Genomic DNA, 26,254 nt, shown 5'->3' on the forward strand with positions numbered 1-26,254 from the left:
GCACCTCCGGCGGGCCGTTGCCTGGGCGGCGACGACGTCGATCCCTTCCGGAGGTTCAGGTGCTCAAACGTACGGTCACCGCCGCGGCGATGCTGCTCGCGGCCGGCTCGGCATTCGTCATCGCGGCCGATGCCGGGGCGCAAACCCCGGGCGCGGAACCGGCCCGCTACGTCGCCCTGGGCGACTCCTACGCCGCGGGAGTCGGCGCGGACCCCTACGACCCGGCGAGCGGGCAGTGCCGGCGCAGTCCGCTCGGCTATCCGCGGGTGTGGGCCGCGGCGCACCCGGCGTACGCCCTCACCGACATGTCGTGCGGCGGCGCGACGATCGCCGACGTCGAGGACACCCAGCTCGGTGCGCTGGACGAGCGGACGGCCATGGTGACCGTCACGGTCGGCGGCGAGGACGCCGGTTTCGCCGGGACCGTCCGGACCTGCCTGGCCGGCAGCGACCGGATGTGCCGGCGCTCCACCCAGATCGGTACGTGGTACGCCCGGCACCGGCTGGCCGGCCGTCTGACCGGGCTCTTCACCGAGATCCGGCGCCGGGCGCCGCACGCCGAGGTGACCGTCCTCGGCTATCCGCGTCCGGTGGGGGCGGACGGCATCTGCCCGGGTCTGCACCTCGAGGAGGCCGGGCTGCGCGGCCTCGACGACAACGCGGACGCGGTCGCGGAGGCGCTCGCCGCGGCCGGGCGCCGTGCGGGCTTCCGCTTCGCCGACGTGCGTGACGCCTTCCGGGGCCACGAGTCGTGCAGCTCCGATCCGTGGCTGCGGGCCGCTGACCCGCGGCGGCTGACGGAGACGTTCCATCCCACCGCCGCCGGGTACGCGGGTGCCTACGGTGCCGCGCTCGGCGGCGTACCCGGGACGACACCGCCTTCGGATCCCGCCACGCCGCCGTCCACTCCCCGGTCCTCGCCCCCGTCCGTGCCCGCTTCCGAGCCGGCGACGCCTCCGGCGCCGGACGGGCCGCCGGCCGGCGAGGACCAGGTGGAGGACCGGATGATCGAGCTGATCAACATCGAGCGGGCGCGGGCCGGCTGCGGTCCCGTGACGCGCAGCGGCACGCTGACGGCTGCCGCCCGTACCCATTCCCGGTTGATGGCCCAGAAAGGGGAGATGAGCCATCGCCTGGCCGGGGAGGCCGGCCTCGGCGACCGGATCACGGCGGCCGGCTACCGGTGGTCGGGCATCGCGGAGAACGTCGCCCCGGGTGCCTTCGCGACGCCCGAGATCGCCATGTACGGCAAGCACGACGCGACGACCGACTTCACCGGCTTCATGGAGAGCGAGGGGCACCGCGCCAACATCCTGCGCTGCGGCTACACCGAGGTCGGCGTGGGCGTGGCCCGCGACGGCAGCGGCGCACCATGGTGGACCCAGGACTTCGGTTCGCCGCGCTGATCAGCTCGCATCTATGATGCACGCGGACGCTCGCCGACCCCGGGAGGAACCATGGCCGAGCCGCTGGACACCGGGCGAGCCCACCCCGCGCGCGTGTACGACTACCTGCTCGGCGGCAAGGACAACTTCGCCGCGGACCGGGCCGCCGCCGAGCAGGGCCTCAAGGTCAACCCCGACGCCGCCACCGCGCCGCTGCAGAACCGGGCCTTCCTGCGGCGGGCGGTGCGCTTCCTGGCCGCCGAGGCGGGCGTGCGGCAGTTCCTCGACATCGGTACGGGCCTGCCGACCTCTCCCAACGTGCACGAGGTGGCACAGGCGGCCGACCCCTCCGCGCGCGTCGTGTACGTGGACAACGACCCGATCGTGCTGACTCATGCGCGGGCCCTGCTCACCAGCTCGCCGCAGGGGCGGACCGCGTACGTCGACGCCGACCTGCGCAACGTCGACGAGATCCTCGGCGCCCCGGAACTGGCCGCGACGCTGGACCTGGACCGGCCGGTGGCGGTGCTGCTGCTCGCGATCCTGCACTTCCTCGACGACGACGCCGACCCGTACGCGATCGTGGGCAAGCTCATGGGCGCCCTGCCCCGCGGCAGCTACCTGGTGGTCTCGCACATCACTGCGGACTACGACCCCGCCTCCTGGGCGCGCTTCACCGAGATCATGCGGCGCCAGGGCATCACCACCCGGCTGCGCAACCAGCCGGAGGTGGCCCGCTTCTTCACCGGCCTGGAGCTCGCCGAGCCGGGCGTGGTGCCGATCCTGCGCTGGCGGCCCGACGGTGCCGAGCCCTTCACCGACTCCCAGGCGGCCCTCTACGGCGGCGTGGGCCGCAAGCCCTGAGCCTTTATTCGCGCGTTACGCATCGGCGGGCACGATCGTCCCCATGCGCTATCAGCTCGACCTGGCCCTGGACCGCCCCGGCGCCGTGCCGCTGCTCGTCTGCTGCGCCCTGGCCGCCGCCGTGCTGTTCGTCCCGGTGTCCCGCCTGTTCGGCTGGCGGCCCGGATGGACCCTGCTCGCGCTGCTGTCCCTCGCACCCATCCTCGTCTTCACCGCGCCGCTGGAGGCGCCGGGCTGGCAGGACGGCGCGGTGTACCGGGTCGGCGGATACGTGCGCACGTTCCTGCACGTGGCCACGTTCCGTGCCGAGCTGCACCAGCCGACCTCCCCGGACGAGCAGATGGCCAACCTGCTGCTGTTCGTGCCGTTCGGGCTCTTCGGGGCGCTCGCCACGCGGCGGCCGGTGTGGACGGCGCTGGCGGGGGCGGCTTTGTCCTTCGGCATCGAGGGGTGGCAGGCCGTCAGCGGCGTACGCGTCGCCACCGCGGCGGACTGGCTCTACAACTCCGGCGGTGCGCTGATCGGCGCCGCCGCCGGACTGGTCGTGCTCGCGGTCGGCGCCATGACCCGGCCGCGCCACGCCGCCCGGCCTCCGGTCGCGGCCCGGCCTCCGGTCGCGGTCCGGCCGCCCGCGCCCGTCGCGCCGCGCATCCCCGCACCCCGGTCATGGTCGCCGGTGCCCGAGCCGACGCTGGTTCTCACACCGGCAGCCGGTGACGAGACCACGCTGAACCTGACCCGGTGAACGCCGGTGCCGTCGCCCGCACGACGGTCGTCGGGCAGTCGGCGTGGAAGATCAGGTGCTGGCTGACCGAGCCCAGCATCGCGCCGGGAAGCCCGCTGTGGCGCCGCTCGCCGACGACCACCAGTTGCGCCATGCCCGACCAGTCGGTGAGCAGCGGTCCGGCGTGGCCGCGCACGACCTGCCGTCGTACCGGCACCTCGGGGTAGCGGTCGGCGGCGCCGGCCAGGGCCTCGGCGAGCACTCGCTCCTCCTGCGCCGCGCCCGACCGGAACACGCCCCGCGCCGGCAGGCCGCCGTCGAGCTCCGTACCGTCGGTGCCGCACCAGGCATGCAGCGCCACCAGCGACGTGCACCGCAGCGACGCCTCCTCGAAGGCGACGTCGACGGCCCCCGCCGAGTCCCCGGTCCCGTCGACGCCGACCACCACCGGGCCGGCCGTCCGCGGTTCGCCGCGGACGACGAGCACCGGGCAGCCGGCGTGCGAGGCGAGATGGTGCGGCACCGAGCCGAACAGCATGCCGCCGAGCCCGCGGTCACCGACGACCAGCAGGCTGGCGTGCCGGCTCAGCGCGGTCAGCGCCGCCGCCGGCCGCCCGTGGACGACCTCGGTGGTGACCGCCACGTCGGACGTCACCTTCCCGGCCATCCGGACGGCCTCGGCGAGGCACGCCGCCGCGTTCTCCCCGGCCGCGTCGGCCGTCCCCGCGGACCGCGGCGCCCGCCCGGCCTGCGCGTGCACGATCCGCAGCGGGCGGCGGCGCAGGGCGGCCTCGGCGGCGGCGACCTCGACGGCGTCCAGGCTCCGCGGTGATCCGTCGACACCGACCATCACGGCGGCTCCGGCGACTGTGGTCATGACCCCGACCTCCCGGCCCCTCAGCCCTCGGTCCCCAAGCCTCTTGGCCCGGACGACGCGGCGGGGCCTCACTACAGCATCCGCCGGTGCAGCACCGTGGGGAAGAGCCGTTGTGCCCACCATGGGACAGGACCTTGTGGACTTCGGGGCCCGAATGTCAGCCGGCTTCGTGGGTCCTCGTGCCCTTCCCGGGAACCTCGGCGGGCGTGGCGGCCCAGCTGGCGAGCAGGCCGAGCGCCTCCTGCGACGCCGTGCCGGGCTCCGCCGTGTACGCGTTGAGCCGCAGCCCCTGGTCGGCGGTCAGCTCCAGCGACTCGTAGGTCAGGGTCAGATCGCCGACGACCGGATGGTGCAGGTGCTTGACCCCGGAGCGGTGCATCCGCACGTTGTGCGCGGCCCACCGGGTGCGGAACGGGTCGCTGATGGTGGACAGCTGCCCGACCAGCTCGGTCAGTGCCCGGTCGTACGGGTCCCGGCCGGCCTCGCCGCGCAGCAGCGCGACGGTGTCGCCGGCCAGCTGCTCCCAGTCGGCGTAGAAGCGGCGGGCGGCCGGGTCGAGGAACAGGAAGCGGGCGATGTTGGGCGGCCGGGAGGCGGTGGCCGTCGGACTGTCGAACAGGGGCGCGAACACGGCCCGGCCGAGCGGATTGGAGGCGAGCACGTCCAGGCGGCCGTTGCGCACGTAGGCCGGCGCGGTGCTCATCGCGTCGAGGACTCGTTGCACCCCGGGACGGACCTGGTGGCCGGTGCTGCGGCGCCGGGTCCGGCCCGCCAGGGCGCCGGCGTTGGCGGCACGGGCCAGGTCGAGCAGGTGCGCGTGCTCCGCCTCGTCGAGCTGCAGTGCCCGGGCGACAGCCTCGAGGACACCGTCGGACACGCCCTTGAGGTCGCCGCGCTCCAGCTTGGTGTAGTAGTCGACGCTCACCCCCGCGAGCAGGGCGACCTCCTCGCGCCGCAGCCCCGCCACGCGCCGCTGGCCGCCGTAGTCCGGCAGCCCCGCCCGCTCGGGGGTGATCCTGGCGCGGCGGGTGGTCAGGAAGTCGCGGATTTCCGACCGGTTGTCCATGACGCCCACGCTACGAGTGGTCCGCCCGGTGCGGGAGGTTCTGTCAGTACCGGGCTCAGCAGACACTGTCACCGGGGCGTCATCAACGGTTGGCTGAAGGCGCGACCCCCGTTTCGACACGACAGGAGTACGACGATGGACCAGCGCACGCTCGGCACCGGACTGCAGGTCTCCGCGCTCGGCCTGGGCTGCATGGGTATCAGCCACGGACTCGGTCCCGCCGCCGACCGCTCCGACGGCATCAAGGTCATCCGCGCCGCCGTCGAGGCCGGCGTCACGCTGTTCGACACCGCCGAGGTGTACGGGCCCTTCGTCAACGAGGAGCTCGTGGGCGAGGCACTGGCTCCGTTCCGCGGCCGGGTCGCGATCGCCACGAAGTTCGGCTTCGCGTTCGACGCCGACGGGCGGCAGGTGGGCCTGGATAGCCGGCCGGAGCACATCGTGCAGGTCGCCGACGCCTCGCTGCGGCGCCTGCGGGTCGAGGCGATCGACCTGTTCTACCAGCACCGCGTCGACCCGGCCGTGCCGATCGAGGACGTCGCCGGTGCCGTCAGGGGCCTCATCGAGGCGGGGAAGGTGAAGCACTTCGGCCTGTCGGAGGCCGGCGCGCAGACCATCCGCCGGGCGCACGCCGTGCAGCCGGTCACCGCGCTGCAGAGCGAGTACTCGCTGTGGTGGCGCGAGCCGGAGGCCGAGATCCTGCCCACCCTCGAGGAGCTGGGCATCGGGTTCGTGCCGTTCAGCCCGCTCGGCCGGGGCTTCCTCACCGGCAAGATCGACGAGAACACCGCCTTCGCCCCCGGCGACATCCGCAGCACCCTGCCGCGGTTCAGCCCCGAGGCGCGGCAGGCGAACCGGGCGCTCGTCGATCTGCTGGGCGCGGTCGCCGGCCGCCGGGACGCCACCCCCGGCCAGGTGGCGCTGGCCTGGCTGCTCGCGCAGAAGCCGTGGATCGTGCCGATTCCCGGCACCCGCAGCGTGACCCGCCTGGCCGAGAACGTCGGCGCCGCCGGCCTGCGGCTGGCCCCCGAGGACCTCGCCGAGCTCGGTGACGCCGCCGCGAAGATCGACGTGCAGGGCGACCGCTACCCGGCCGCCATGCAGGCCTACATCGACCGGTGACATCTGTGGGACGAGGGCGCCCGCGGTGCTAGCTTGCGGGAGTGTCCGCGGACGAGCATGACCGGCTCCGGGCCGAGTTCGAGGCGATGCGCGCGGAGATCGCCGTCCGTGCCGCCGCGCGCGAGGCCGCCGGTCGCAAGGCCTTCGCCGCGCAGCGGGCGGCGCACCGCGCGGAGCGAGCCGCCTGGGAGGTGCTCAGCCGGCTGCGCGAGGCCCGCCGGGGCGAGCCCGGCGACCTGTCCCTGGTGGCGCGGGCCGACCAGGCCGAAGCCGCCTACGAGCAGGCGCGCGAGGTGGCCGAGACCGTCAGCCGGACGGCGGAGAAACTCGCCCGGCGTGCGCTCGAGGCGTCCATGGCGGAGAGCAGGCGGCTGGCCCGGCTCGGCGAACGCCTCCGGGCGGCCCGCCTGGACCGCGCCCGCCGGTCCCGGGAGGTCAGGAAGGCACCTCGGTGAGGCGGCGCGGGTCGAAGAGGCCGATGGGGTGCGCGGTCGCGCCGGTGGTCGCCAGGTCGGCCAGGATCTCCCCGACGACGGGGACGAACTTGAAGCCGTGGCCGGAGAAGCCGCACGCCACCGACACCGCCCGGTGGGCCGGGTGGGTGGCGATGATGAAGTGCTCGTCGGGCGTGTTGCTGTAGAGGCAGGTCTTGGCCCTCAGGAACGCGCCGGGCAGGGTCGGCAGGTGCCGGCGGGCGCGGGCGGCCATCGTCGCGATCTCGTCGTCGTGAACCTCGCGGTCGACCGTCTCCGGGGTGGTGGGGACGCCCCGGCGGAAGAAGGCGATCTTGGCTCCGCCGTCGGGGCCGTCGATGGCGGGGAAGCCGTACACCTGGCTGCCGTGCCGGTCCTCCCAGATGTAGACCGGGAAGCGGTCCGGCAGGTAGGCGTCGACGCCGCCCTCGGGCTGGAACCAGTACTGGACCTGGCGCTCGATGACGAACGGGACGCCCAGGTCGGCGAGAATCCGTGGCGCCCAGGGGCCCGGCGCCAGGACCAGGTGGCCGGCGGTGTACGTACCCGACTCGGTGTCGACCCGGACGCCGCCGTCCGCGGTGGGTTCCCAGCGGGTCATGGGCTCGTGGAAGCGCAGGTCCGCACCGTTCCGGGCGGCCAGGTCCAGGTGCGCGCGGACGGTCGGCTCCGGGCGTACGAGACCGGCCTTGGGCTCGTAGAGCGCCACCTCGTCGGCGCGCGGGTTCAGGGCCGGGAAGCGCTTCCGCAGCTGCGCCGCGTCGAGCATCTCGTGCGGCAGGTCCCACCGCTCGGCGCTGCGGCGGCTGCCCGCCACGGTCCGGCTCGCCGGGTGCCCGGCCATGATCCCGCCGGTCAGGCTGATCACGTCCCGGCCGCTGTCGTGCGCCAGGGCCTCCCAGAGCTCGTACGCCCGCAGCAGCAGCGGCACGTACTCGGGGCTCTCGAAATAGGACTGCCGGACGATGCGGGAGCCGCCATGGCTGGCGCCCCGGTCGTGGGCCGGTCCGAACTTCTCCAGCCCCAGGACGCGCAGGCCCCGCGCGGCGAGATGGTGCGCCGCCGCGCTGCCCATGCCGCCCAGCCCCACCACGATCACGTCGTTGGCCGTCACGTCGCCAGCTTCGGGGGATCCAATGGTGACGGTCAATGCCATACGGCGAGTTTTCCGGATGCGCCGGAAATCGGCTCTCGTAGGATGCCACCATGCTCGCGGTCCCCTGGCGTGACGTGGTGCTGGCGGTGCTGCCCTCCGCCGGCCTGGCCGACGGCGCACCCGCGGCGGCGATCGCGGCCGCGCAGGAGCGGCTGGGCCAGCTCTTCCCGGACGATCTGACCAGCCTGCTGGCCGAAACCGACGGCGTCCGCGGCGAGGACGGCCTGGACGTGGTCTGGCCGGTGGAGCGCATCGTGCGCGACAACCTGGACTTCCGCACCTTCGCGGACTTCCGGGAGCTCTACGCGCCCTTCGGCGGCCTCCTCTTCTTCGGTGACAACGGCGGCGGCGACCAGTTCGCCGTCGTGCCCGGCGACCCGGCGCGCGGCGTCGTGGTGTGGGAGCACGAGACCGACGAGCGCCGCACGGTGGCCGACGGCCTGGCGGACTACCTGACCCGCATCCTCGTGGCCGACGGCGACGACTGGTACGCCCCCAGCCGCTGAGATCTCACTCGGACAGCACGCCGAGGAGGCGGTCGACGTGCTCCTCGCGGGTGCCGATGCCGAGGCTCGCCCGGATCGCCGCGCCCGGCGCCTCCGCCGCGGGGTCGAGCCGGTGCGTCGCCTCCTGCAGCAGCCGGCGGGTCAGCGGGTGCGCGCAGAACAGCCCGGTGCGTACCCCGATCGCGTGGTCGCGCCCCAGGCGGGTGCTGAGCTCCTCGGGGTCGCGGCCCAGCACCGCGAACGAGACGATGCCGACCCGTGGCGCGCTCGCGTCGAACAGGCGCAGCTCCTCGACGTGCGGCAGCGCGGCGATGCCGGCCCGCAGGCGGGCGACCAGGTGGTCCTCGGTGGAGAGGTCGGCGCCGGCCAGGGCGCGGCAGGCGGTCGCCAGGGCCACCGCGCCGACCAGGTTGGGGGTGCCGGCCTCGTGCCGGGCCGGGCCGTCGTGCCAGCGTACGGCGAAGTCGCCGGACACCGCCGCGGTCGCCCCGCCGCCGGCCAGATACGGCGGCGCCGCGTCGAGCCAGTCGGCCCGCCCGGCCAGCACGCCGGCGCCGAACGGGGCGTAGACCTTGTGCCCGGACAGCGCGACGTAGTCGGCGCCCAGGGCGGTCATGTCGACCGGCGCGTGCGGCGCCAGCTGGGCGGCGTCGATCGCGATGCGGGCGCCGTGGCGGTGGGCGACCTCGGCCAGCCGGCGAATCGGCCACAGCTCCCCGGTGACGTTGCTGGCGGCGGTCACGGCCACGAGCACCGGGCCGGAGAGCCGGCGCAGCGCCTCGTCCAGCCTGGCGACCGCCTCGTCGGGCGAGCGGGGTGTGCCGATGCGTACGGGGCTGCGCCAGGGGAGCAGGTTGGCGTGGTGCTCGACGTCGAAGGTCACCACCGTGGTGCCGGGCGGCAGGACGTGGGCGAGCAGGTTGAGGGCGTCGGTGGTGTTGCGGGTGAACACGACCGTGTCGCGCGGACCGCAGCCGAGATGCTCGTACAGGGTCTCGCGGGCCTGCTCGTACTCGCGGGTGCTGCGCTGGGCCAGGGCGCCGGCGCCGCGGTGCACGCTGCCGTACCAGGGCAGCAGGTCGGCCACCGCCGCGGCGACGACGTCGAGGCACGGCGCGGTGGCCGCGATGTCCAGGTTGGCGAAATCGGTGCTGCTGCCGTCGGGAAGTTTGACCTCTGCGGGGCTCAGGACGCTCACCATGACGGGACCATATCTAACCGATAGGAAATATGGTTAGTGTGTCGGCATCGAGTTCCTCTGGAGGAAGCAATGACGCTTCGCACCGCCGTGGTGGAGACCTCGTCCCTCGGTGACCGCACCTACCTCGTGGACGACGGTGAGGTCGCCGTCGTGGTCGACCCGCAACGTGACATCGACCGCGTGCTCGCGGTCGCCGGCCGCCTCGGCGTCCGGATCACGCACGTCGCCGAGACCCACCTGCACAACGACTACGTCTCCGGTGGCCTCGCGCTCGCGCGGGTGACCGGGTCGGCCTACCTGGTCGCCGCCGCGGAGGAGGTGAGCTTCCCCCGCCTGCCGGTGGCCGACGGCGACCGCATCGCGGTCTCCGACCGGCTCACCCTCACGGCCGTCGCCACCCCGGGTCACACCTTCCACCATCTGTCGTACGTGGTGCGTCACGACGGCGAGGTGGCCGGCGTCTGCACGGGCGGTTCGCTGCTGTTCGGCACCACCGGCCGCACCGACCTGCTCGGCGCGGCACACGCCCGGACCCTGGCCCACCACCAGCACGAATCGGCGCGCCGCCTCGCCGACCTGCTGCCCGACGGCACGCCGGTCTGGCCCACCCACGGCTTCGGCAGCTTCTGCTCCGCCGCCGCGCCGGACGCGGACGCGTCGACGATCGGCCGCGAGAAGCAGGTCAACCCGGTGCTGCGGCTGCACGCCGACGCGTACGCCGAGCAGCTGCTGGCCGGGCTGGGCGCCTATCCCGCGTACTACGCGCACATGGGCGTCCGCAACGCCGAGGGGGCGGAGCTCATCGACCTCACCCCCGTCGCGCGCGCCGGCGCCGACGAACTGCGCGCCCGCATCGAGGCCGGGGAGTGGGTGGTGGACCTGCGCTCCCGCAAGGCGTACGCGTACCGCCACCTCGCCGGGACCCTCAGCTTCGGGCTGGACGGGCCGCTGGCCACCTGGCTGGGGTGGACCCTGCCGGCCGGCACCCCGCTCACCCTGCTCGGCGAGTCCCCGCAGCAGGTGGCGGCGGCCCAGCGGGAGCTCGCCCGGATCGGCATCGACCGGCCGGCCGCCGCGGCCACCGGCACGCCCGACGACTGGGCGCGTACCCCCGGCGAACTCGCGGAGCGTCGCCGGGCCACCTTCGCGGACCTGGCGGCCGAGGGCGCGGACGTCGTCCTGGACGTCCGCGCCGACGCCGAGTGGCGGGCCGGCCATCTCGCCGGGGCCGTCCACATCCCCCTGCCTCAGCTCACCGGGCGCTGGGAGGAGATTCCGGACGGCACGGTGTGGGTGCACTGCGCGGCCGGCTACCGGGCGGCGGCCGCCGCGAGCCTGCTGGCCCGGGCCGGGCGCCGCGCGGTGGCCGTGGACGACGACTGGGCGAACGCGGCCGCCGCCGGCCTGCCCGTCACCTCCTAGCGCCACACCATGTCGATCTGCCGTTCGAAGACGCGGTAGCCGGCGCGGGTGAACGCCGCCGCCATCGGGGCGTTCCCCACGTCGGTCGACGCGCGGATGCGGGGCACGTCCTGGCCGGCGAGCACCCGGGTGCCCTCGGTCAGGACGTCGTCGATGTAGCCGTGCCCGCGCAGGTCCGGCACCACCCCGATGTACGCGATGATCGGGTTGTAGCCGTTGTGCGCCGGGATCACGAACCCGGCCGGCGTGCCGTCCGGGCGGTGCGCCACCCGCCACCACTCCCGCGGGCTGGGGTAGCGGGCCAGCTCGTCGTCGTACTGGCGGCGGGCCGCCTCGGCCGCCGTCATCCGGGTGAGCTCCTCGCGGCCGTGGGCGTCGAGTGTGCCGTCCAGGACCCGGGTCATCAGTCCGATCAGCTCCTCCGCGCCGGACGGCGGGCGGAACCTCAGGCGCCCGGTGTCCGGCGGGACCGGCGTGCCCGGATCCCACTCCAGTCGCAGGCGCTCGACGAACAGCCTCGCGCCGGTGCGTTGCAGGGCGTTCATGCGAAGCTCCACCTCGCGGCGGACGCCCGGGTCGTCCCGCCAGCCGGCCGGCACGAACCGTGTGAACTCGGGGCGGCCCGGCAGCGTCGCCAGGGCCGTCTCGAGCAGGCGTACGCCCACCTCCAGGTCCGCGGGCCCGGCCACGTCGAAGATGTCGAGGAGCATGGGCTCGTCGTCGCCGGCCGGGGCCCAGAACCCGGCCCGGGCGGCCACCCGGCCGTCGTCGAGCGCCACCCAGAGCCAGCCGGTGCGGCGCCGCCCGGCGTCCACGTCGCCGGCGACCTCGGCGTTGAGCGCGTACGGCAAGGTGTTGAACAGGTCGATCTCGTCCGGCCCACGGAGCGGGCGCAGGTGCTTCGTCAAGGCGTGGTCCTTCCCTGTTTCTCGGTAGCGTGCCCGGCATGGACGACCTGATCGAGGCCGCCACGCGGCTGATCGCCATCCGGTCCACCGCCGACCGGCCCGCTCAGCTGGGCGAGGCGCTCGAGTTCGTGCTCGGGCGCCTCGGCCCCGGCTTCACCGTCGAGCGATTCACCTGCGGTGGCAAGCCCAGCGCCCTCGTGCACACCGGCGGGCCGAGACCGCACTTCCGGGTGCTGCTCAACGCGCACCTCGACGTCGTGCCGGCCCCGGACGAGCAGTTCCGGCCCCGGGTCCGCGACGGCCGGCTGTACGGCCGCGGCGCCCAGGACATGAAGGTGGCGGCGCTGGTGCTGGCCGACGTCTTCCGCGAGCTGGCCCCCGTGCTGCCGTACGCGCTGGGCCTGCAGCTGGTGACCGACGAGGAGGTCGGCGGGTACGACGGCACGGCTCACCAGATCGAGGCCGGCGTGAGCGCGGACTTCGTGGTGATCGGGGAGCAGAGCGGCCTGCGGGTGGTCACCGAGTCGCGCGGGATCCTGCAGGTACGCCTGCACGCCACCGGCACCGCCGCGCACGCCGCCTATCCCTGGCTCGGCGACAATGCCCTGCTCAGTCTCCTGGCGGGGATCGATCGGGTGCTGGCCCGCCACCCCGTGCCAGGACACGAGGTGTGGGCGACGACGGTCAACGTGGCCCGGATCGAGACGCCGGACGCGGCGGTGAACCAGGTGCCCGCCGCCGCGACCGCGTGGCTCGACATCCGGTTCCCGCCCGAGGACGAGGCGTACGCCGGGCGTACCCGTGAGCAGGTCGCGCGGCACCTGCGGGAGCTGTCCGGTCTCGAGGTGGCGGTGGACGGCTTCGGGCCGCCGCACCGGGCCGACCCGGACCGTCGGGAGGTGCGCCTGCTGCAGGCCGCCGCGCGGGAGGCCGGTCACGGCGGCGAGCTGCTGCGCAAGCACGGTGCCGCCGACGTCCGGTTCTACTCGGCACGGGGCATCGACGCGGTCGTGTTCGGCCCCGGCGGCGACGGCCAGCACGGCCCCGGCGAGTACGCCGACCTGGCCACGGTGGCGCCGTACCGGGCGGCGCTCACGACCTTCCTGCGAGCCCTGCCGTGATCGCCTCGACGTCCAGCAGCACGGTCCCGAGCCCGGCGACCTCCCGCAGGCCCTGCTCGGTGGCCCGGGAGATCGCGTCCGTGGCCAGCACCACCCGGTAGTCGCGCTCGCTGGCCTCGACGATGCTCGCGCGGGGGCAGTGGGGCAGGTTGCACCCGGCGAAGACCACCGTGTCGGCCTGCCGCTCCCGCAGCATCTCGTCCAGCGGGGTGCGGTAGAAGGCACCCCAGCGGGGCTTGAAGAGGGCGTACTCGTGCGGGCCGAGCGGCTGCGGCGCACCGCTGAGCAGCAGGTCGTCGTCGAGACCGGGCCCGTCGCCGATCAACAGCCCCGGTGCGAGCAGCCGGCCCTCGGTGCCGGGACGCAGCATCTCGGAACCGGCACCGACGAGGGTGCGCCGGACCCGGTCGACGTCGTCGCCGCGGTACAGCCGCACGATGTGCACGATCGGCCGGCGCGCGGCCCGGAACGCGTCCACCAGCTCGCGCAGCGCGGGGACGATCTCGGTGGTGCCGGCGTAGCCGAAGCGGCTCTCGGACAGGAAGTCGCGCTGCATGTCGATGGTGACGAGCGCGGACGTGTCCCAGTGCGGCGCGAGGTGGGGATCGATTCCGGCGCCGGTCATGCGCCCGTCCTCGACGCTTCCATCCGGCGGGTGAGCTCGCGGGCCCGGGCCCTCTGCACCGAGCGTGCCTGGCCGATCACGAAGCGGCGCAGCAGGCGCGGGCACGTCACGGTCACGGACTCGGTGACCCGGGTGCCCTCGCCGTCCGCCTCCAGGTCGACCGTGGCGACCAGGTGCACCCGGCCCGGGCTGCGCACGTCGCTGACGATCCTCCGCCCCGGCTCCGGAAACGTCATGGTGACCCGGATCGGATTGTCCCAGTGCAGCGGCCCCAGCCGGAAGCGTTCCACCGCCACGTACGCCACCGCGCCGGCCGTACGCCGGACGTCGCGCACCGCGATCACCAGCGGGGACAGTCCGACGTAGCTATCCGGATCGCCGAGGTGGTCGTAGAGGCGCCCGGGTGCGGCGCGGACCCGGAACGTGTGGCTGAACGAATCGATGGGCACGCCCGCCATGGTGGCACGAACCTTTCGAAAACCTTTGCTGGGAAATTGCTTTGAACCCCTTCCCGGGCGTTCTCGTACTGATGGCTGTCGACGATCTGTCCGGGCAACATTCCCGATTTGCGCGGCGGTGGGGGAGACCTCCGCAGCGCGTGACGAAAGGCCGAGCATGAGTCGTGTCCACTACGGCACGCGGGCGGTTTCCCGCCTGTCGCGCCGTCGGGTTCTTACGATCGCCGCGACCGTGGGCGTCGGAGCCTCCGCCGCCGGAGTGGCCGGGCTGAGCCTGGCGGGCGAGAAGGGCGGCGCATCCGCCGACGCCGAACCGCTGGTCCTGTCGCTGCGGGACGCGAAGAAGGGCACCTTCGACCTGTTCTCGGGCGGCTCGAAGGTCACCATCACCGACGCCGCCCTGGCGAAGAAGCTGCTCAAAGCCGTCAAGCGCTGACTGGAAGGCAGACTCATGTCCTCGCACCGCGAAGCCCCGGAGATCAGCAAGGATCCGGTGGCCGACAGCTCCGACCTGTACGCGTTCGTCAGCCCGGACCATCCGGACACGGTGACGCTGATCGCCAACTACGTCCCGTTGCAGCTGCCCGCGAGCGGACCGAACTTCTTCGAGTTCGGCGACGACGTGCTCTACGAGATCCACGTCGACAACAACGGCGACGGGCGCCCGGATCTGACGTACCAATTCCGGTTCCGCACCGAGCTGCGCAACGACAAGACGTTCCTGTACAACACCGGCCCGATCGAGTCGCTGGACAGCGAGAACTGGAACCGGCGGCAGTTCTACTCGGTGACCCGGGTCGACGCCAGCGGCAAGCACACCGTGCTGGCCGAGAAGCTGCCCTGCCCGCCGTGCAACGTGGGACGGGTGTCCATCGCGGACTACGACAAGCTCGCCGAGGACGCGGTGCACAAGCTGAAGACCGGCGAGAAGGTGTTCGCCGGCCAGCGGGCCGACCCGTTCTTCGTCGACCTCGGCGCCATCTTCGACCTCGCGACGCTGCGGCCGTTCCAGGACAAGCACCTGGTGGGGCAGAAGCTGTTCAACTACGCCGGCAAGGCGGTCAACGCCACCGACAAGACGAACGTGCACAGCATCGCGATCCAGGTGCCGATGCACATGGTCCGCAAGGACGGCAAGAAGAAGGTCCGCGGGCGCGACCCGGGCGCGGTCATCGGCGTGTGGACCTCCGCCAGCCGCCGGCAGGTCCAGGTGCGGCACGGTCGCAAGAACGACGACGTGTACGTCGGCCCGCAGGTCCAGGTGTCCCGGCTGGGCAACCCGCTGTTCAACGAGGTCATCGTGCCGATGGCGCAGAAGGACCTGTGGAACAGCCTGCCGCCGACCGAGGACAAGCGGTTCGCCGAGTTCGTCGAGCAGCCGGAGCTCGCCCAGCTGCTGCCGGTGCTCTACCCGGGCCTGTTCGACAACCTCGCCGAGCTGAACAAGGCGAAGACCGCCCGCGCCGACCTGGTCGCGATCCTGCTGACCGGCATCCCGGACGGGCTGATCGACAACTTCCAGAACAACACCGGCGAGACGCAGGCCGACATGCTGCGCCTCAACACGGTGGTGCCGCCGACCAAGGACGAGAACAAGTTCGGCATCCTCGGCGGTGACCTGGCCGGCTTCCCGAACGGGCGGCGGCCCGCCGACGACGTGGTGTCCATCTCGCTGCGCGCCGTCGCCGGCGCCACCGTGCCGCTGGTCGACGAGAAGTTCAAGCCGGACGCCGCGGCCGCGCAGGTGGAGCAGGGGCTGAGCGCCAAGGACGTCAGCTCCAAGCTGCTCCACAAGTTCCCGTACCTCGGGGTGCCGTTCGACGGATTCAACAACCCGTCGGGGAAGGACGGAAAGTGAGCGTCGGGGTCCACCATCACCACACCCTCGCCCCGTCGGGGCAGGGCACCGTCGTGCTCAACATCGGCGCGGGCATCGGCGCCCTGGTGATCCACACGCCGGGCAGCCTGCACGGCCACGAGATCGAGGTCAGCCCGGTCGAGGACGCCACCCGGCGTACCCACGCGGCGGTCCGGGCGCGGTACGTCCGCGACGGTGTCATGTTCAGCGTGGTCATCGACAGCCTGCCCGAGGGCCGCTACGTCGTCTGGCGGGACCCGGTGACCCCGCTCGCCGAGGTGGGGGTGTCCGGCGGGTCCGTGACCGAGTACGAATGGCCGGAAGGCACAACTCCGTAACCACCGGTGACGCCCCTGCCGGTTTAGGGTGAGCGAATGGACACGGCAGGGGCGGCCGATCGGACCCCCGATCCGGCCTTGGTGGGCTCGGACGTGGCGGCGCGCGCGACGCTGCGGACCCTCGACCCCGACGAAGCGGGCGCGTTCTGCCGCCGGATGTTCTACGGCCCGCTGGAGATCAAACCGGCCGGCAGCATCGAGGGCTTCCACTTCGCGGCCGACGTCGTGCAGGTCGGCCCGCTGACCGTCGGCGAGGTCAGCTACGGGGTGGAGATGTGCGTCGCCATCGGCGACCTGCGTACGGCGTATCACGTGCTGGCCCCGGTGACCGGTTCGGTCCAGGTGCTGCACCGCGGCATGGCCACTTCTGCCGATCCTGGCCGTGCCGCGGTGTTCCAGCCGGCCGGCGACATCGACCTGCGCTGGTCCGCCGACTGCCGCCTCTACAGCGTCAAGGTGGAGCGGCTGGCGTTCGAGCGGGAGCTGGAGGCGGCGTACGACGCGACGGGCGGCGCGCCGCTGGCGCTGGGGGCCACCTTCGGTGTCGTCGGCGGTCCGGGCCGCAGCTGGATGGGCCTGATCCGGATGCTGCACGCCGAGCTGCGCGAGGCCGACGGCCTCACCACCCTGCCCTGGCTGCTACGGCGATGGCGGGACCTGGCGATCAGCGCGCTGGCCGGGGCCGTGGAGCATGCGTCCGGCGACGGCCTGCAGGGCCGGCCGACCGCGCGACGGCCGCGGACGGTCAAACGCACCCTCGACGCGATGCACGCCGAGCCGGGCCGCTCCTTCACGGCGGCGGAGCTGGCGGGCATCGCGGGCGTCGGCATCCGGGTGCTGCAGGAGTCGTTCCGCCAGCACGTCGGCGTGCCGCCGCTGACCTACCTGCGGCGGCTGCGCCTCGAGGGCGTGCACGCGGAGCTGATGCGGGCCGACAAGGGCGAGGTCAGCGTCAGCGAGGTGGCCTACCGGTGGGGCTTCACCCACCTCGGCCGGTTCGCCGGCGCCTACCGCGCCCGCTACGGCGTCTCGCCGTCCCAGACCCTGCGCGGCGACCGCCTGTAGCGGCCACCGCGCCGGGCCGGGTCAGAGCTCGATCTCCTGGCCCTTGCCGACGACCACGATGCCGCCGTCGCTGACGGTGTAGCGCTTGCGGTCCTGGTCCAGGTCGACGCCGATCTGCGCGCCCTCGGGGACGATCACGTTCTTGTCCAGGATGGCGTTGCGGATGATCGCACGCCGGCCCACCTGCACGCCCTCCATGAGCACCGAGCCCTCGACGTGCGCCCAGGAGTTGACGCGCACGTTGGGGGAGATGACCGAGCGCTCGACCAGCGCGCCGGAGACCACCACACCCGGCGAGATCATCGACTCGATGGCGCGGCCCTGGCGGTCGTCGTACCCGTGGACGAACTTCGCCGGCGGCCAGGAGCCGTAGTTGGTGTAGATCGGCCAGTCCATGTTGTACAGGTTGAAGACCGGCAGGGTGGCGATGAGGTCCATGTGGGCCTCGTAGAACGAGTCGAGCGTCCCCACGTCGCGCCAGTAGCCGCGGTCGCGGTCGGTGCTGCCGGGCACCTCGTTGTCGCGGAAGTCGTAGACGTTCGCCTCGCCGCGCTCGACCAGCATCGGGATGATGTTGCCGCCCATGTCGTGCTTGCTGTCGGGGTTCTCCGCGTCGGCCGTCACGGCCTCGCACAGCGCCCGCGTGGTGAACACGTAGTTGCCCATCGAGGCGTAGATCTCGTCGGGGGAGTCGGGCAGGCCGTCGACCTCGGTGGGCTTCTCCCGGAAGGCGCGGATGCGCTTGCCGTCCTCGGCCACGTCGATGACGCCGAACTGGTCGGACAGCGACTTCGGCTGGCGGATGCCGGCCACGGTGACCGCCGCGCCCGAGGCGATGTGGTCGTTGACCATCTGCTTCGGGTCCATGCGGTAGATGTGGTCGGCACCGAACACGATGACGTAGTCCGGCTTCTCGTCGTTGATGAGGTTCAGGCTCTGGTAGATCGCGTCCGCGGAGCCGGCGAACCAGCGCGGCCCGAGCCGCTGCTGGGCGGGCACCGGCGTCACGTAGTTGCCCAGCAGCGTCGACATCCGCCAGGTCTTGGTGATGTGCCGGTCCAGCGAATGGGACTTGTACTGGGTCAGGACGACGATCTTCAGATAGCCGCCGTTGGCGAGGTTGGAGAGGACGAAGTCGATCATGCGGTAGATGCCGCCGAACGGGACGCCGGGCTTGGCCCGGTCCGCGGTGAGGGGCATCAGGCGCTTGCCTTCGCCACCTGCCAGAACGATCGCGAGCACCTTGACAGCCATGACGAGACGCTAACTTTCCTGCCGCGCTCACGCCAGTCGAAAGGCTTATTCTGCGTCACGTGACCGACTCGCGTTCGAAATTCGCCACCGGCAGCCTCCGCGTCGACCTGTTCACCCGCGAGTACCCGCCGGAGGTCTACGGCGGCGCGGGCGTGCACGTCGAGTACCTCGCCCGCGACCTGCGCCCGCTCACCGACGTCCGGGTGCACTGCTTCGGCGCGAAACGCGACGAGCCCGGCGTCACCGCGTACCCGGAGCCGGCCGAGCTGGCCGGTGCCAACGCCGCCCTGCGCACGATGGGCGTCGACCTGGCGATGGCCGCCGGGGCGGAGGGCACGGACATCGTGCACAGCCACACCTGGTACGCGAACTTCGCCGGTCACACCGCCAAGCTGCTCCACGGCGTCCCGCACGTGGTCACCACCCACAGCCTCGAGCCGCTGCGCCCGTGGAAGGCCGAGCAGCTCGGCGGCGGCTACGCGCTCTCGTCGTTCTGCGAGCGTACGGCGATCGAGGCGGCGGACGCGGTCATCGCCGTCTCCGGCGGGATGAAGCGCGACGTGCTGACCGCGTACCCGAGCGTCGACCCCGACAAGATCCGGGTGGTCTACAACGGCATCGACACCGAGCAGTACGCCCCCGACCGTGGCACCGACGTCGTCGAGCGCCTCGGCATCGACCTGAACCGGCCCAGCGTCGTGTTCGTCGGGCGCATCACCCGCCAGAAGGGCCTGCCGTACCTCATGCGGGCCTGCCACGACCTGCCGGCGGAGACCCAGATCGTGCTGCTCGCGGGGGCGCCCGACACGCCCGAGATCGCCGCCGAGGTCGAGGGCCTGGCGATCCAGCTGCGCAACGCCCGCGACTCCCGCGGCGTGATCTGGGTCCAGGAGATGCTGCCCAAGCACGAGGTCGTGCAGGTGCTGACCCATGCCACGGTCTTCGTCTGCCCGTCCGTCTACGAGCCGATGGGCATCGTCAACCTGGAGGCGATGGCCTGCGAGACCGCCGTGGTGGCCACCGCGACCGGCGGCATCCCGGAGGTCGTCGCCGACGGCGAGACCGGCCTGCTGGTCCCCATCGAGCAGGTCGCGGACGGCACCGGCACCCCGGTCGACCCGGACCGCTTCGTCGCCGACCTGGCCGCCGCGATGCGCCGGCTGATCGAGGACCCGGCCCGCGCCGAGCAGATGGGCCTCGCCGGCCGCCGCCGCGCGGTCGAGAAGTTCTCCTGGGGCACCATCGCCCAGGACACCCTCGAGGTCTACCGCTCGCTGCTCTGAAGCAGCGCCGCGGCGACCGCGCGCCCGGACAGCCACGCCGTCTGGACGCGCGGTCTGCCGAAGGCGTCGCCGGCCAGCCACACCCGCCCGTCGGTGGCGTAGTCGCCGGCGACCCGGGCCGGCTGCGCGTACGTCCAGCGGTGCACGTGCACCTCGGGACGGGCGGAGATGCCCAGGAGCTCACCCACCGCCCCGCTCAGCACCGGCCCCGCGGCGGCGGGGTCCGCCAGGTGATTGCGCGCCATCGCGGGGGTCGAATGGGCGACCAGCACCGGAGCGCCGTCGCCGCGGCGGTCGCCGTCGTCGCAGACCGTCGCCAGCATCCGGTGGTGGTTCACGAACGCGCCGTGGAAATCACCCCAGAGCCTTTCCGGGTACGTGAGGACGGCCGCGAGCACCGGCTGCCACTCCTGCCGTCGGGCGGCGTCGGCCAGCGCCGCGGACGGCCCCAGCCGCAGCGCCTGCGGGCCGGGCATCGCCAGCACGACCGCGTCCGCATCCTCCGGGACGGTGTGCACCTCGTGCTCCAGGGTCACGTCCAGGCCGTCCGCCAGGTCCTCCGCGAGCGAGCGCAGGCCGCCCGGCGCCGCCCACCGCAGGGGGCCCCGGGCCGGCGAGCCCGGGTGCACGGCGAACGTGTCGGTCCACGGACGGGCGAGTCCGCGCGCCCGCCACCGCTCGGCGAGGGCGGCGAAATCCGGGTCGTCGGCGACGAAGTACGCGGCGCCGATGTCGGCGTACCGGCCGCCGTACCGCCTGCTCGCGAGGCGTCCGCCGACCACCCGGCCGCGTTCGAGCACCCGTACCCGCACACCCGCGCCGGCGAGCGCCCGGGCGCAGGACAACCCGGCGATACCGGCCCCCACGACGACCACGTCCATGGCAAGACTCTAGGAGCGGGCACACTGGGTGGGTGCCCCGTCCCCCCGTACGGCTCGTCCTGATCGTCGCCGCGGTCCTGCTGACGGTCGGCGTGCTCGGCCTCGGCCTGCTGCGCGCGGCCACCTACGACGAGCCGCCGCCCGCGCCGATCGCCGGTCAGCAGGCGGTCCCCGCGAACGGCACGGCCGGGCGCTGCGGGCCGGTGCCGGCCCGCGCCACCCGGGAGCTGCGCGGCATGTGGCTCACCACGGTCCTCAACATCGACTGGCCCAGCCGGCCCGGCCTGCCCGAGGCGCAGGTCAAGGCGGAGTACCTGAGGTGGCTGGACCTCGCCGTGGCGCAGCACCACAACGCGATCTTCGTGCACGTCCGGCCGTCCGGCGACGCGTTCTGGCCCTCGGCGTACGCGCCGTGGTCGGAGTGGCTCACCGGGAGGCGGGACGGCCGCTCGCCCGGCTGGGACCCGATGGCGTTCATGGTCGCCGAGGCGCACGCCCGCAACCTGGAGTTCCACGCCTGGTTCAACCCGTACCGAGGGACCCAGCCCGCGCCGGCCGGCCCGGGCGCCGACTTCACCAAGCTCGCACCGAACCATCCGCTGCTCGCGCACCGCGACTGGGCGATCGCCTACCCCGACGGTGCGCGCGCCCGGCTGTACTTCGACCCGGGCAACCCCGCTGCCCGCAGGTTCGTCGAGGACGCGATGCTCGAGGCGGTCCGGAAGTACGACGTGGACGGCGTGCATTTCGACGACTTCTTCTACCCGTACCCGGAGGGCGGCGGGCACGCCTTCCGCGACGACGCCAGCTTCGCGAAACGGGCCGACAAGGCGCAGAGCCGCGCGCAGTGGCGGCGCCAGAACGTCGACACCCTCGTGCGGGAGATGAGCGAGCGCATCAAGCAGCTCAAGCCGTGGGTCAAGTTCGGGATCAGCCCGTTCGGCATCTGGCGCAACAAGGAGACCGACCCGGCCGGCTCCGACACCCACGGCCTGGAGAGCTACGACGCCATCTACGCCGACACCCGTACGTGGGTGCGCGAAGGCTGGCTGGACTACGTGGTGCCGCAGCTCTACTGGGCCATCGGCTTCGACAAGGCCGACTACGCCAAGGTGCTGCCCTGGTGGTCCGCGCTGGTCAAGGGCACGAAGGTGCAGCTCTACGTCGGCCAGGGCGACTACCGGGTGGGCGAGAAGGGGCCCTGGCGTCAGCCCGATCAGATCGAGCGCCAGCTCATCCTCAACGACAAGTACGGCGTGCAGGGCAGCGTCCACTTCAGCGCCAAGCAGATCCGCGACGACCCGCTCGGCGCGGTGACCCGCTACCGCACCCGGCACTACGCGGCGCCCGCCCTGCTGCCCACCATGGACCGGCTGCCGGCGCAGCCGCCGGCCGCGCCCCGGACGACCGCCGCCCGGCGGGCCGACGGCGCGGTGGCCGTGGAGTGGCAGGCGGGCGGCGGCACGAAGCCCGTCTCGTGGGCGCTCTACCGGGTCGACGGCGCGGTCGCGAATCTGGTGGCGACCGGGCGCGCGGGGAACCAGAGGGCCGTCGACCCGGCGCCGCCGCCGGCCGGTGCGACGTACTGCCTGAGCGCCCTCGACCGCTCCGGCAACGAGAGCGCGTTGAGCAACCCCGTGGCGGTCAGCCCGTGACCTTGCCGTCGGCCACCTCGAAATGGCGGTCGGTGCGTACCGCTTCCAGCATCCGCCGGTCGTGGGTGACCAGCAGCAGCGTTCCGGGATAGTCCGCCAGGGCGGACTCGAGCTGCTCGATGGCCGGCAGGTCCAGGTGGTTCGTCGGCTCGTCGAGCACCAGCAGGTTGACGCCGCGGGCCTGCAGCAGCGCCAGCGCCGCGCGGGTCCGCTCGCCGGGGGACAGGGTGGCCGCGGGCCGCAGCACGTGCACCGCCTTCAGCCCGAACTTGGCGAGCAGCGTCCGCACGTCGGCGTCGGCGAGCTCCGGCACGGCGGCGCCGAATGCGGACAGCAGCGGCTCGCCGCCCAGGAACAGCCCCCGCGCCTGGTCCACCTCGCCCACCACGACCTGCGGGCCGAGGTGGGCCGTGCCGGCGTCCAGCGGCAGCCGGCCCAGCAGGGCGGCGAGCAGCGTCGACTTGCCCGCGCCGTTGGCGCCGGTGATCGCCACCCGGTCCGCCCAGTCGATCTGCAGCGTCACCGGTCCCAGGCTGAAGGCGCCCCGGCGGACCACCGCGTCCCGCAGCGAGGCCACGACGGCGCCGGCGCGGGGCGCGACGGCGATCTCCATCCGCAGCTCCCACTCCTTGCGCGGCTCCTCCACGACTTCCAGCCGCTCGATCATGCGCTGCGTCTGGCGGGCCTTCGCGGCCTGCTTCTCGGTCGACTCGGTGCGCATGCTCCGGCCGATCTTGTCGTTGTCCTTGGCCTTGCGGCGGGCGTTGCGGACCCCGTGCTCCATCCAGTTGCGCTGCATGCGTGCCCGGTCCTCGAGGGCCGACACCTTGCCGGCGTACTCCTCGTAGCTCTCCCGCGCGTGCCGGCGCAGCGTGGCGCGTTCCTCGAGGTATGCGTCGTAGCCGCCGCCGTACAGGTGGATCTGCTGCTGGGCCAGGTCGAGCTCGAGGACCGCGGTGACCGTACGGGACAGGAATTCCCGGTCGTGGCTGACCAGCACCATCCCGGCGCGCAGCCCCGTGACGAACTCCTCCAGCCGGCGCAGGCCGTCCAGGTCGAGGTCGTTGGTGGGCTCGTCCAGCAGGAACACGTCGTAGCGGCTGAGCAGCAGCGACGCCATCTGCGCGCGGGCCGCCTGCCCGCCGGACAGCGCGGTCGCCGGGTGGTCCAGCGTCACCGCCAGCCCCAGCTCCGTGGTGACCTGCTCCGCCCGCTCCTCCAGGTCCGCGCCGCCCAGGTCCAGCCAGCGTTCGAGCGCCGCCGCGTAGGTGTCCTCCGCGCCGGCCATGCCCTGTGCCAGCGCCTCCGCGGCCGCGTCCATGGCGGCCTGCGCCGGGCCCACGCCGGTGCGCCGGACCAGCAGGTCGCGGACCGTCTCGCCGGGACGCTGCTCACGCTCCTGCGGCAGGTAGCCGACGGTCGCGGTGGGCGGGCTCAGCGAGACGGCACCGGCCTCCACCGGCAGCAGGCCCGCGAGGGTACGCAGCAGCGTCGTCTTGCCGGCCCCGTTGGCGCCGACGAGCCCGATGACGTCGCCGGGCGCCACCACCAGGTCGAGGCCGCTGAACAGGGTGCGGTCGCCGTGCCCCGCGGCGAGGTCCCGGGCGATCATCGTGGCGCTCATCGGGACCCGACTCTAGTGCCGGTTCAGCCGGGGATCGGCACCGCCGTGCCGCTCACCCGCACCCCGGCCTCCCCCGGGGTCAGCGTCACCGTCAGACGGCCGGGGCGACCCATGTCGGCGCCCTGCGACAACTCCACCACCGCGTCGCCCTCGACCAGCCACAGGTCGCGCAGGTAGCCGCCGAACGCGGCCGCCGCGGCGCCGGTCGCCGGGTCCTCGTAGACGCCGCCGACCGGGAACGGGTTCCGCACGTCGAAGCGGTGCTCGTCCTCGCGCCAGACCAGCTGGACGGTGGTCCAGCCGCGGCGCTCCATGAGCGCCTTCAACGCCGGCACGTCGTAGTCCAGCTCCGCGAGGCGCTGCCGGCTGTTCACCGCCACGATCGGGTGGTACGCCCCCGCGTACGCGACCCGCGGCGGCAGGTCCGGGTCCAGGTCCTCCGGGGCCCAGCGCAGCGCGGCCAGCAGGGCGTCCAGGCCGGCGTCGTCCAGGTCCGCCACCCTGGCCCCGACGCTCGTCAGCGTGGCGCGCCGGTCCTCGTCGACGGTCACCGGCACCTCGCCGGCGTTCGTGACGAAGACGAAGGTGCCCGGCCCGCGCCGGTCCGCCAGGGCGACGGCCGCGCCGACCGTGGCGTGCCCGCAGAACGGCACCTCGGCGAGCGGGCTGAAGTAGCGGACCCGCAGGACGCCGTCCCCGCGGTCCTCGGTGACGAACGCGGTCTCGGAGTAGCCCACGCCGGCGGCGATGCCCAGCATCTCCTCGTCGGACAGGCTCCCCGCCCGCAGGACCACGCCGGCGGGGTTGCCGCCGTCCGGATCGGTGCTGAACGCCGCGTACCGGAGGATCTCGAGATCTGTCATGACGCCGAGCCTGCCGGGCCGCGCGGTGCGGAACCAGGGCCAATCGCCCACCCCTGGTCTTGGTCATCGGTCCCGGATGCGGGGTAGCGTTCTCGAAGTGACAGAGGCCTCCACACCGCTTGTCCCCACACCGCCTACGGATCTTCCGCGCACCCTCGGCGAGCTGCGTGCCTCCGGGCACGAGTTCCGCACCGTGAAGCAGGAGCTGCGCGATAACCTCCTCGACCGCCTGCGCAGCGGCGCGCCCCGGTTCCCCGGCATCGTCGGCTACGACGACACCGTGCTGCCCGAGGTGGAGCGGGCGCTGCTCGCCGGTCACGACATGGTGCTGCTCGGCGAGCGGGGCCAGGGCAAGACCCGGCTCATCCGCGGGCTCGTGGGCCTGCTCGACGAATGGACCCCATACATCACCGGCTCGGAGCTGCGGGAGCACCCGTACCAGCCGCTGACCCCGGCCTCGCGCCGGCTCGCCGCGGAGACCGGCGACCTGCTGCCGATCTCCTGGCTGCACCGCTCCGAACGGTACGGCGAGAAGCTGGCCACCCCGGACACCAGCGTCGGCGACCTCATCGGCGACGTCGACCCGATCAAGGTGGCCGAGGGCCGCCCGCTCGGGGACCCCGACACGATCCACTTCGGCCTGGTGCCGCGGACCAACCGGGGCATCTTCGCGGTCAACGAGCTGCCCGACCTCGCCGAGCGCATCCAGGTCTCGCTGCTCAACGTGCTGGAGGAGCGCGACATCCAGGTCCGCGGCTACCAGTTGCGGCTCCCGCTCGACCTGCTGCTGGTGGCGTCGGCCAACCCGGAGGACTACACCAACCGGGGCCGCATCATCACCCCGCTCAAGGACCGCTTCGGCGCCGAGATCCGCACCCACTACCCGCTGGAGATCGAGCTGGAGACGGCGCTGGTCCGGCAGGAGGCGGCGCTCGCGGCGGCGGTGCCCGACCACCTCGTGGAGGTCATCGCCCGCTGGACCCGGGCGGTCCGCGAGTCGCCCGCCGTCGACCAGCGGTCCGGCATCTCCGCCCGGTTCGCCATCGCCGCGGCCGAGACGGTCGCCGCCTCGGCGCTGCGCCGGGCCGGGCTGCGCGGCGAACGCGAGGCGGTGGCCCGCATCTGCGACACCGTCTCGGTGACCAGCACTTTGCGCGGCAAGGTCGAGTTCGACAGCGGCGAGGAGGGGCGGGAGATCGAGATCCTCGCCCACCTGCTGCGCCTGGCCACCGCCGAGACGTTCCGGGCCCACCTGGCCGGCCTCGACCTGTCCGGCTTCACCGACCTGGTCGCCGGGGGCGCGATCATCGAGACCGGCGACCTGGTCTCCGCCGAGGAGCTGCTCGCCCAGATCGGCACGGTGCCCGGCCTGGCGAAGGTGCTCGACCGGCTCGGCCTGGGCGACGCGCCCGGCCCCGGCCAGGCGGCCGCCGGCGTGGAGTTCGCCCTCGAGGGCCTGCACCTCACCCGCCGGCTGGCCAAGGAGCTGACCGACGACGGCCGCACCCTGTACGGGAACTGACCC

26 protein-coding genes are annotated in these 26,254 nt (G+C 73.4%); 15 read left to right on the forward strand and 11 right to left on the reverse strand.

The features are described from left to right. Positions 1–59 precede the first annotated feature (59 nt). The 3 genes from ACIBO8_RS28135 to ACIBO8_RS28145 are packed head-to-tail and all read left to right on the forward strand — an operon-like array spanning position 60 to position 2,994. Entirely contained in the window at positions 60–1,406 is a 1,347-nt protein-coding gene (locus tag ACIBO8_RS28135) for a GDSL-type esterase/lipase family protein (RefSeq protein ID WP_396118337.1), read from the forward strand. A 51-nt stretch (positions 1,407–1,457) separates the two neighbouring features. Next, positions 1,458–2,249, forward strand: coding sequence for an SAM-dependent methyltransferase (locus tag ACIBO8_RS28140; RefSeq protein ID WP_396118339.1), 792 nt, complete (start codon positions 1,458–1,460; stop codon positions 2,247–2,249). A gap of 43 nt (positions 2,250–2,292) precedes the next feature. After that, the gene (locus ACIBO8_RS28145) at positions 2,293–2,994 is read left to right on the forward strand and encodes a VanZ family protein (RefSeq protein ID WP_396118340.1); all 702 of its coding nucleotides are present in this window, start codon (positions 2,293–2,295) and stop codon (positions 2,992–2,994) included. Here ACIBO8_RS28145 and ACIBO8_RS28150 read toward each other — a convergent pair. Continuing rightward, entirely contained in the window at positions 2,948–3,850 is a 903-nt protein-coding gene (locus ACIBO8_RS28150) for a universal stress protein (RefSeq protein WP_396118342.1), read from the reverse strand. The genes ACIBO8_RS28145 and ACIBO8_RS28150 overlap by 47 nt on opposite strands. A gap of 157 nt (positions 3,851–4,007) precedes the next feature. Next, positions 4,008–4,916 carry a helix-turn-helix transcriptional regulator gene (locus ACIBO8_RS28155; protein WP_396118343.1) on the reverse strand — a complete coding sequence of 303 codons (909 nt, stop codon included), beginning with the start codon at positions 4,914–4,916 and terminating at the stop codon, positions 4,008–4,010. Between the two features lie 135 nt (positions 4,917–5,051). Here ACIBO8_RS28155 and ACIBO8_RS28160 point away from each other — a divergent pair, with 135 nt between their 5' ends. Then, entirely contained in the window at positions 5,052–6,038 is a 987-nt protein-coding gene (locus tag ACIBO8_RS28160) for an aldo/keto reductase (protein WP_396118344.1), read from the forward strand. A gap of 41 nt (positions 6,039–6,079) precedes the next feature. Further along, positions 6,080–6,493 (forward strand): hypothetical protein, encoded by a 414-nt coding sequence (locus tag ACIBO8_RS28165; RefSeq protein WP_396118345.1) that lies wholly within the window; start codon positions 6,080–6,082, stop codon positions 6,491–6,493. Here the strand turns inward: ACIBO8_RS28165 and solA are convergent. Then, positions 6,474–7,625, reverse strand: a complete 1,152-nt coding sequence (gene solA, locus ACIBO8_RS28170; RefSeq protein WP_396118346.1) for an N-methyl-L-tryptophan oxidase — start codon at positions 7,623–7,625, stop codon at positions 6,474–6,476. The two genes, ACIBO8_RS28165 and solA, sit on opposite strands and share 20 nt — an antisense overlap. Positions 7,626–7,717: 92 nt before the next feature. On the opposite strand from solA, the gene ACIBO8_RS28175 reads away from it, so the two are divergent. After that, complete coding sequence (locus tag ACIBO8_RS28175) at positions 7,718–8,173, forward strand: SMI1/KNR4 family protein (protein ID WP_396118347.1); 456 nt, start codon at positions 7,718–7,720, stop codon at positions 8,171–8,173. 4 nt (positions 8,174–8,177) lie between these two features. Here the strand turns inward: ACIBO8_RS28175 and ACIBO8_RS28180 are convergent, their stop codons facing one another. Continuing rightward, a complete protein-coding gene (locus ACIBO8_RS28180) occupies positions 8,178–9,374 on the reverse strand; it encodes an aminotransferase class V-fold PLP-dependent enzyme (RefSeq protein ID WP_396118348.1) in 1,197 nt (398 codons plus the stop codon). Positions 9,375–9,443: 69 nt separating this feature from the next. On the opposite strand from ACIBO8_RS28180, the gene ACIBO8_RS28185 reads away from it, so the two are divergent. After that, entirely contained in the window at positions 9,444–10,796 is a 1,353-nt protein-coding gene (locus ACIBO8_RS28185) for a rhodanese-like domain-containing protein (protein WP_396118349.1), read from the forward strand. Here ACIBO8_RS28185 and ACIBO8_RS28190 read toward each other — a convergent pair. Then, on the reverse strand, positions 10,793–11,704 hold the full coding sequence (locus tag ACIBO8_RS28190; RefSeq protein ID WP_396118350.1) for a GNAT family N-acetyltransferase: 912 nt from the start codon (positions 11,702–11,704) through the stop codon (positions 10,793–10,795). The two genes, ACIBO8_RS28185 and ACIBO8_RS28190, sit on opposite strands and share 4 nt — an antisense overlap. Positions 11,705–11,742: 38 nt before the next feature. Between ACIBO8_RS28190 and ACIBO8_RS28195 the strand changes: the two genes are divergently transcribed. Beyond that, positions 11,743–12,825 carry a M20 family metallopeptidase gene (locus ACIBO8_RS28195; RefSeq protein WP_396118352.1) on the forward strand — a complete coding sequence of 361 codons (1,083 nt, stop codon included), beginning with the start codon at positions 11,743–11,745 and terminating at the stop codon, positions 12,823–12,825. Here the strand turns inward: ACIBO8_RS28195 and ACIBO8_RS28200 are convergent. Both ACIBO8_RS28200 and ACIBO8_RS28205 read right to left on the reverse strand, forming a co-directional pair. Continuing rightward, entirely contained in the window at positions 12,797–13,450 is a 654-nt protein-coding gene (locus tag ACIBO8_RS28200) for a cysteine hydrolase family protein (RefSeq protein WP_396118353.1), read from the reverse strand. The genes ACIBO8_RS28195 and ACIBO8_RS28200 overlap by 29 nt on opposite strands. Continuing rightward, on the reverse strand, positions 13,447–13,899 hold the full coding sequence (locus ACIBO8_RS28205; protein ID WP_396118354.1) for an SRPBCC family protein: 453 nt from the start codon (positions 13,897–13,899) through the stop codon (positions 13,447–13,449). The genes ACIBO8_RS28200 and ACIBO8_RS28205 overlap by 4 nt, the downstream gene beginning before the upstream one ends. Before the next feature lie 241 nt (positions 13,900–14,140). On the opposite strand from ACIBO8_RS28205, the gene ACIBO8_RS28210 reads away from it, so the two are divergent. The 4 genes from ACIBO8_RS28210 to ACIBO8_RS28225 are packed head-to-tail and all read left to right on the forward strand — an operon-like array spanning position 14,141 to position 17,169. Next, complete coding sequence (locus tag ACIBO8_RS28210) at positions 14,141–14,344, forward strand: hypothetical protein (RefSeq protein ID WP_366152124.1); 204 nt, start codon at positions 14,141–14,143, stop codon at positions 14,342–14,344. A 15-nt stretch (positions 14,345–14,359) separates the two neighbouring features. Further along, positions 14,360–15,766 (forward strand): DUF4331 domain-containing protein, encoded by a 1,407-nt coding sequence (locus ACIBO8_RS28215; RefSeq protein ID WP_396118355.1) that lies wholly within the window; start codon positions 14,360–14,362, stop codon positions 15,764–15,766. Further along, positions 15,763–16,104, forward strand: a complete 342-nt coding sequence (locus ACIBO8_RS28220; RefSeq protein ID WP_396118356.1) for a phospholipase — start codon at positions 15,763–15,765, stop codon at positions 16,102–16,104. The genes ACIBO8_RS28215 and ACIBO8_RS28220 overlap by 4 nt, the downstream gene beginning before the upstream one ends. 36 nt (positions 16,105–16,140) lie before the next feature. Continuing rightward, a complete protein-coding gene (locus ACIBO8_RS28225) occupies positions 16,141–17,169 on the forward strand; it encodes an AraC family transcriptional regulator (RefSeq protein WP_396118357.1) in 1,029 nt (342 codons plus the stop codon). Positions 17,170–17,190: 21 nt separating this feature from the next. Here the strand turns inward: ACIBO8_RS28225 and glgC are convergent, their stop codons facing one another. Beyond that, the gene (gene glgC / locus ACIBO8_RS28230) at positions 17,191–18,423 is read right to left on the reverse strand and encodes a glucose-1-phosphate adenylyltransferase (protein WP_396118358.1); all 1,233 of its coding nucleotides are present in this window, start codon (positions 18,421–18,423) and stop codon (positions 17,191–17,193) included. A gap of 59 nt (positions 18,424–18,482) precedes the next feature. Between glgC and glgA the strand changes: the two genes are divergently transcribed. Continuing rightward, positions 18,483–19,706, forward strand: coding sequence for a glycogen synthase (glgA, locus tag ACIBO8_RS28235; protein ID WP_396118360.1), 1,224 nt, complete (start codon positions 18,483–18,485; stop codon positions 19,704–19,706). Here glgA and ACIBO8_RS28240 read toward each other — a convergent pair. Further along, a complete protein-coding gene (locus ACIBO8_RS28240) occupies positions 19,688–20,587 on the reverse strand; it encodes an NAD(P)/FAD-dependent oxidoreductase (protein ID WP_396118362.1) in 900 nt (299 codons plus the stop codon). The genes glgA and ACIBO8_RS28240 overlap by 19 nt on opposite strands. 32 nt (positions 20,588–20,619) lie before the next feature. Between ACIBO8_RS28240 and ACIBO8_RS28245 the strand changes: the two genes are divergently transcribed. Next, positions 20,620–22,242 carry a family 10 glycosylhydrolase gene (locus tag ACIBO8_RS28245; protein ID WP_396118363.1) on the forward strand — a complete coding sequence of 541 codons (1,623 nt, stop codon included), beginning with the start codon at positions 20,620–20,622 and terminating at the stop codon, positions 22,240–22,242. Here the strand turns inward: ACIBO8_RS28245 and ACIBO8_RS28250 are convergent. Together ACIBO8_RS28250 and ACIBO8_RS28255 are read right to left on the reverse strand one after the other, a co-directional pair. Next, positions 22,232–23,866 (reverse strand): ABC-F family ATP-binding cassette domain-containing protein, encoded by a 1,635-nt coding sequence (locus ACIBO8_RS28250; protein WP_396118365.1) that lies wholly within the window; start codon positions 23,864–23,866, stop codon positions 22,232–22,234. The genes ACIBO8_RS28245 and ACIBO8_RS28250 overlap by 11 nt on opposite strands. 23 nt (positions 23,867–23,889) lie before the next feature. Beyond that, positions 23,890–24,729 (reverse strand): PhzF family phenazine biosynthesis protein, encoded by an 840-nt coding sequence (locus ACIBO8_RS28255; protein ID WP_396118366.1) that lies wholly within the window; start codon positions 24,727–24,729, stop codon positions 23,890–23,892. Between the two features lie 76 nt (positions 24,730–24,805). Between ACIBO8_RS28255 and ACIBO8_RS28260 the strand changes: the two genes are divergently transcribed. Then, positions 24,806–26,251 (forward strand): magnesium chelatase, encoded by a 1,446-nt coding sequence (locus ACIBO8_RS28260; protein ID WP_396118367.1) that lies wholly within the window; start codon positions 24,806–24,808, stop codon positions 26,249–26,251. Positions 26,252–26,254 lie beyond the last annotated feature (3 nt).

The organism is Actinoplanes sp. NPDC049681 (assembly GCF_044465265.1).
GTDB lineage: Bacteria > Actinomycetota > Actinomycetes > Mycobacteriales > Micromonosporaceae > Actinoplanes.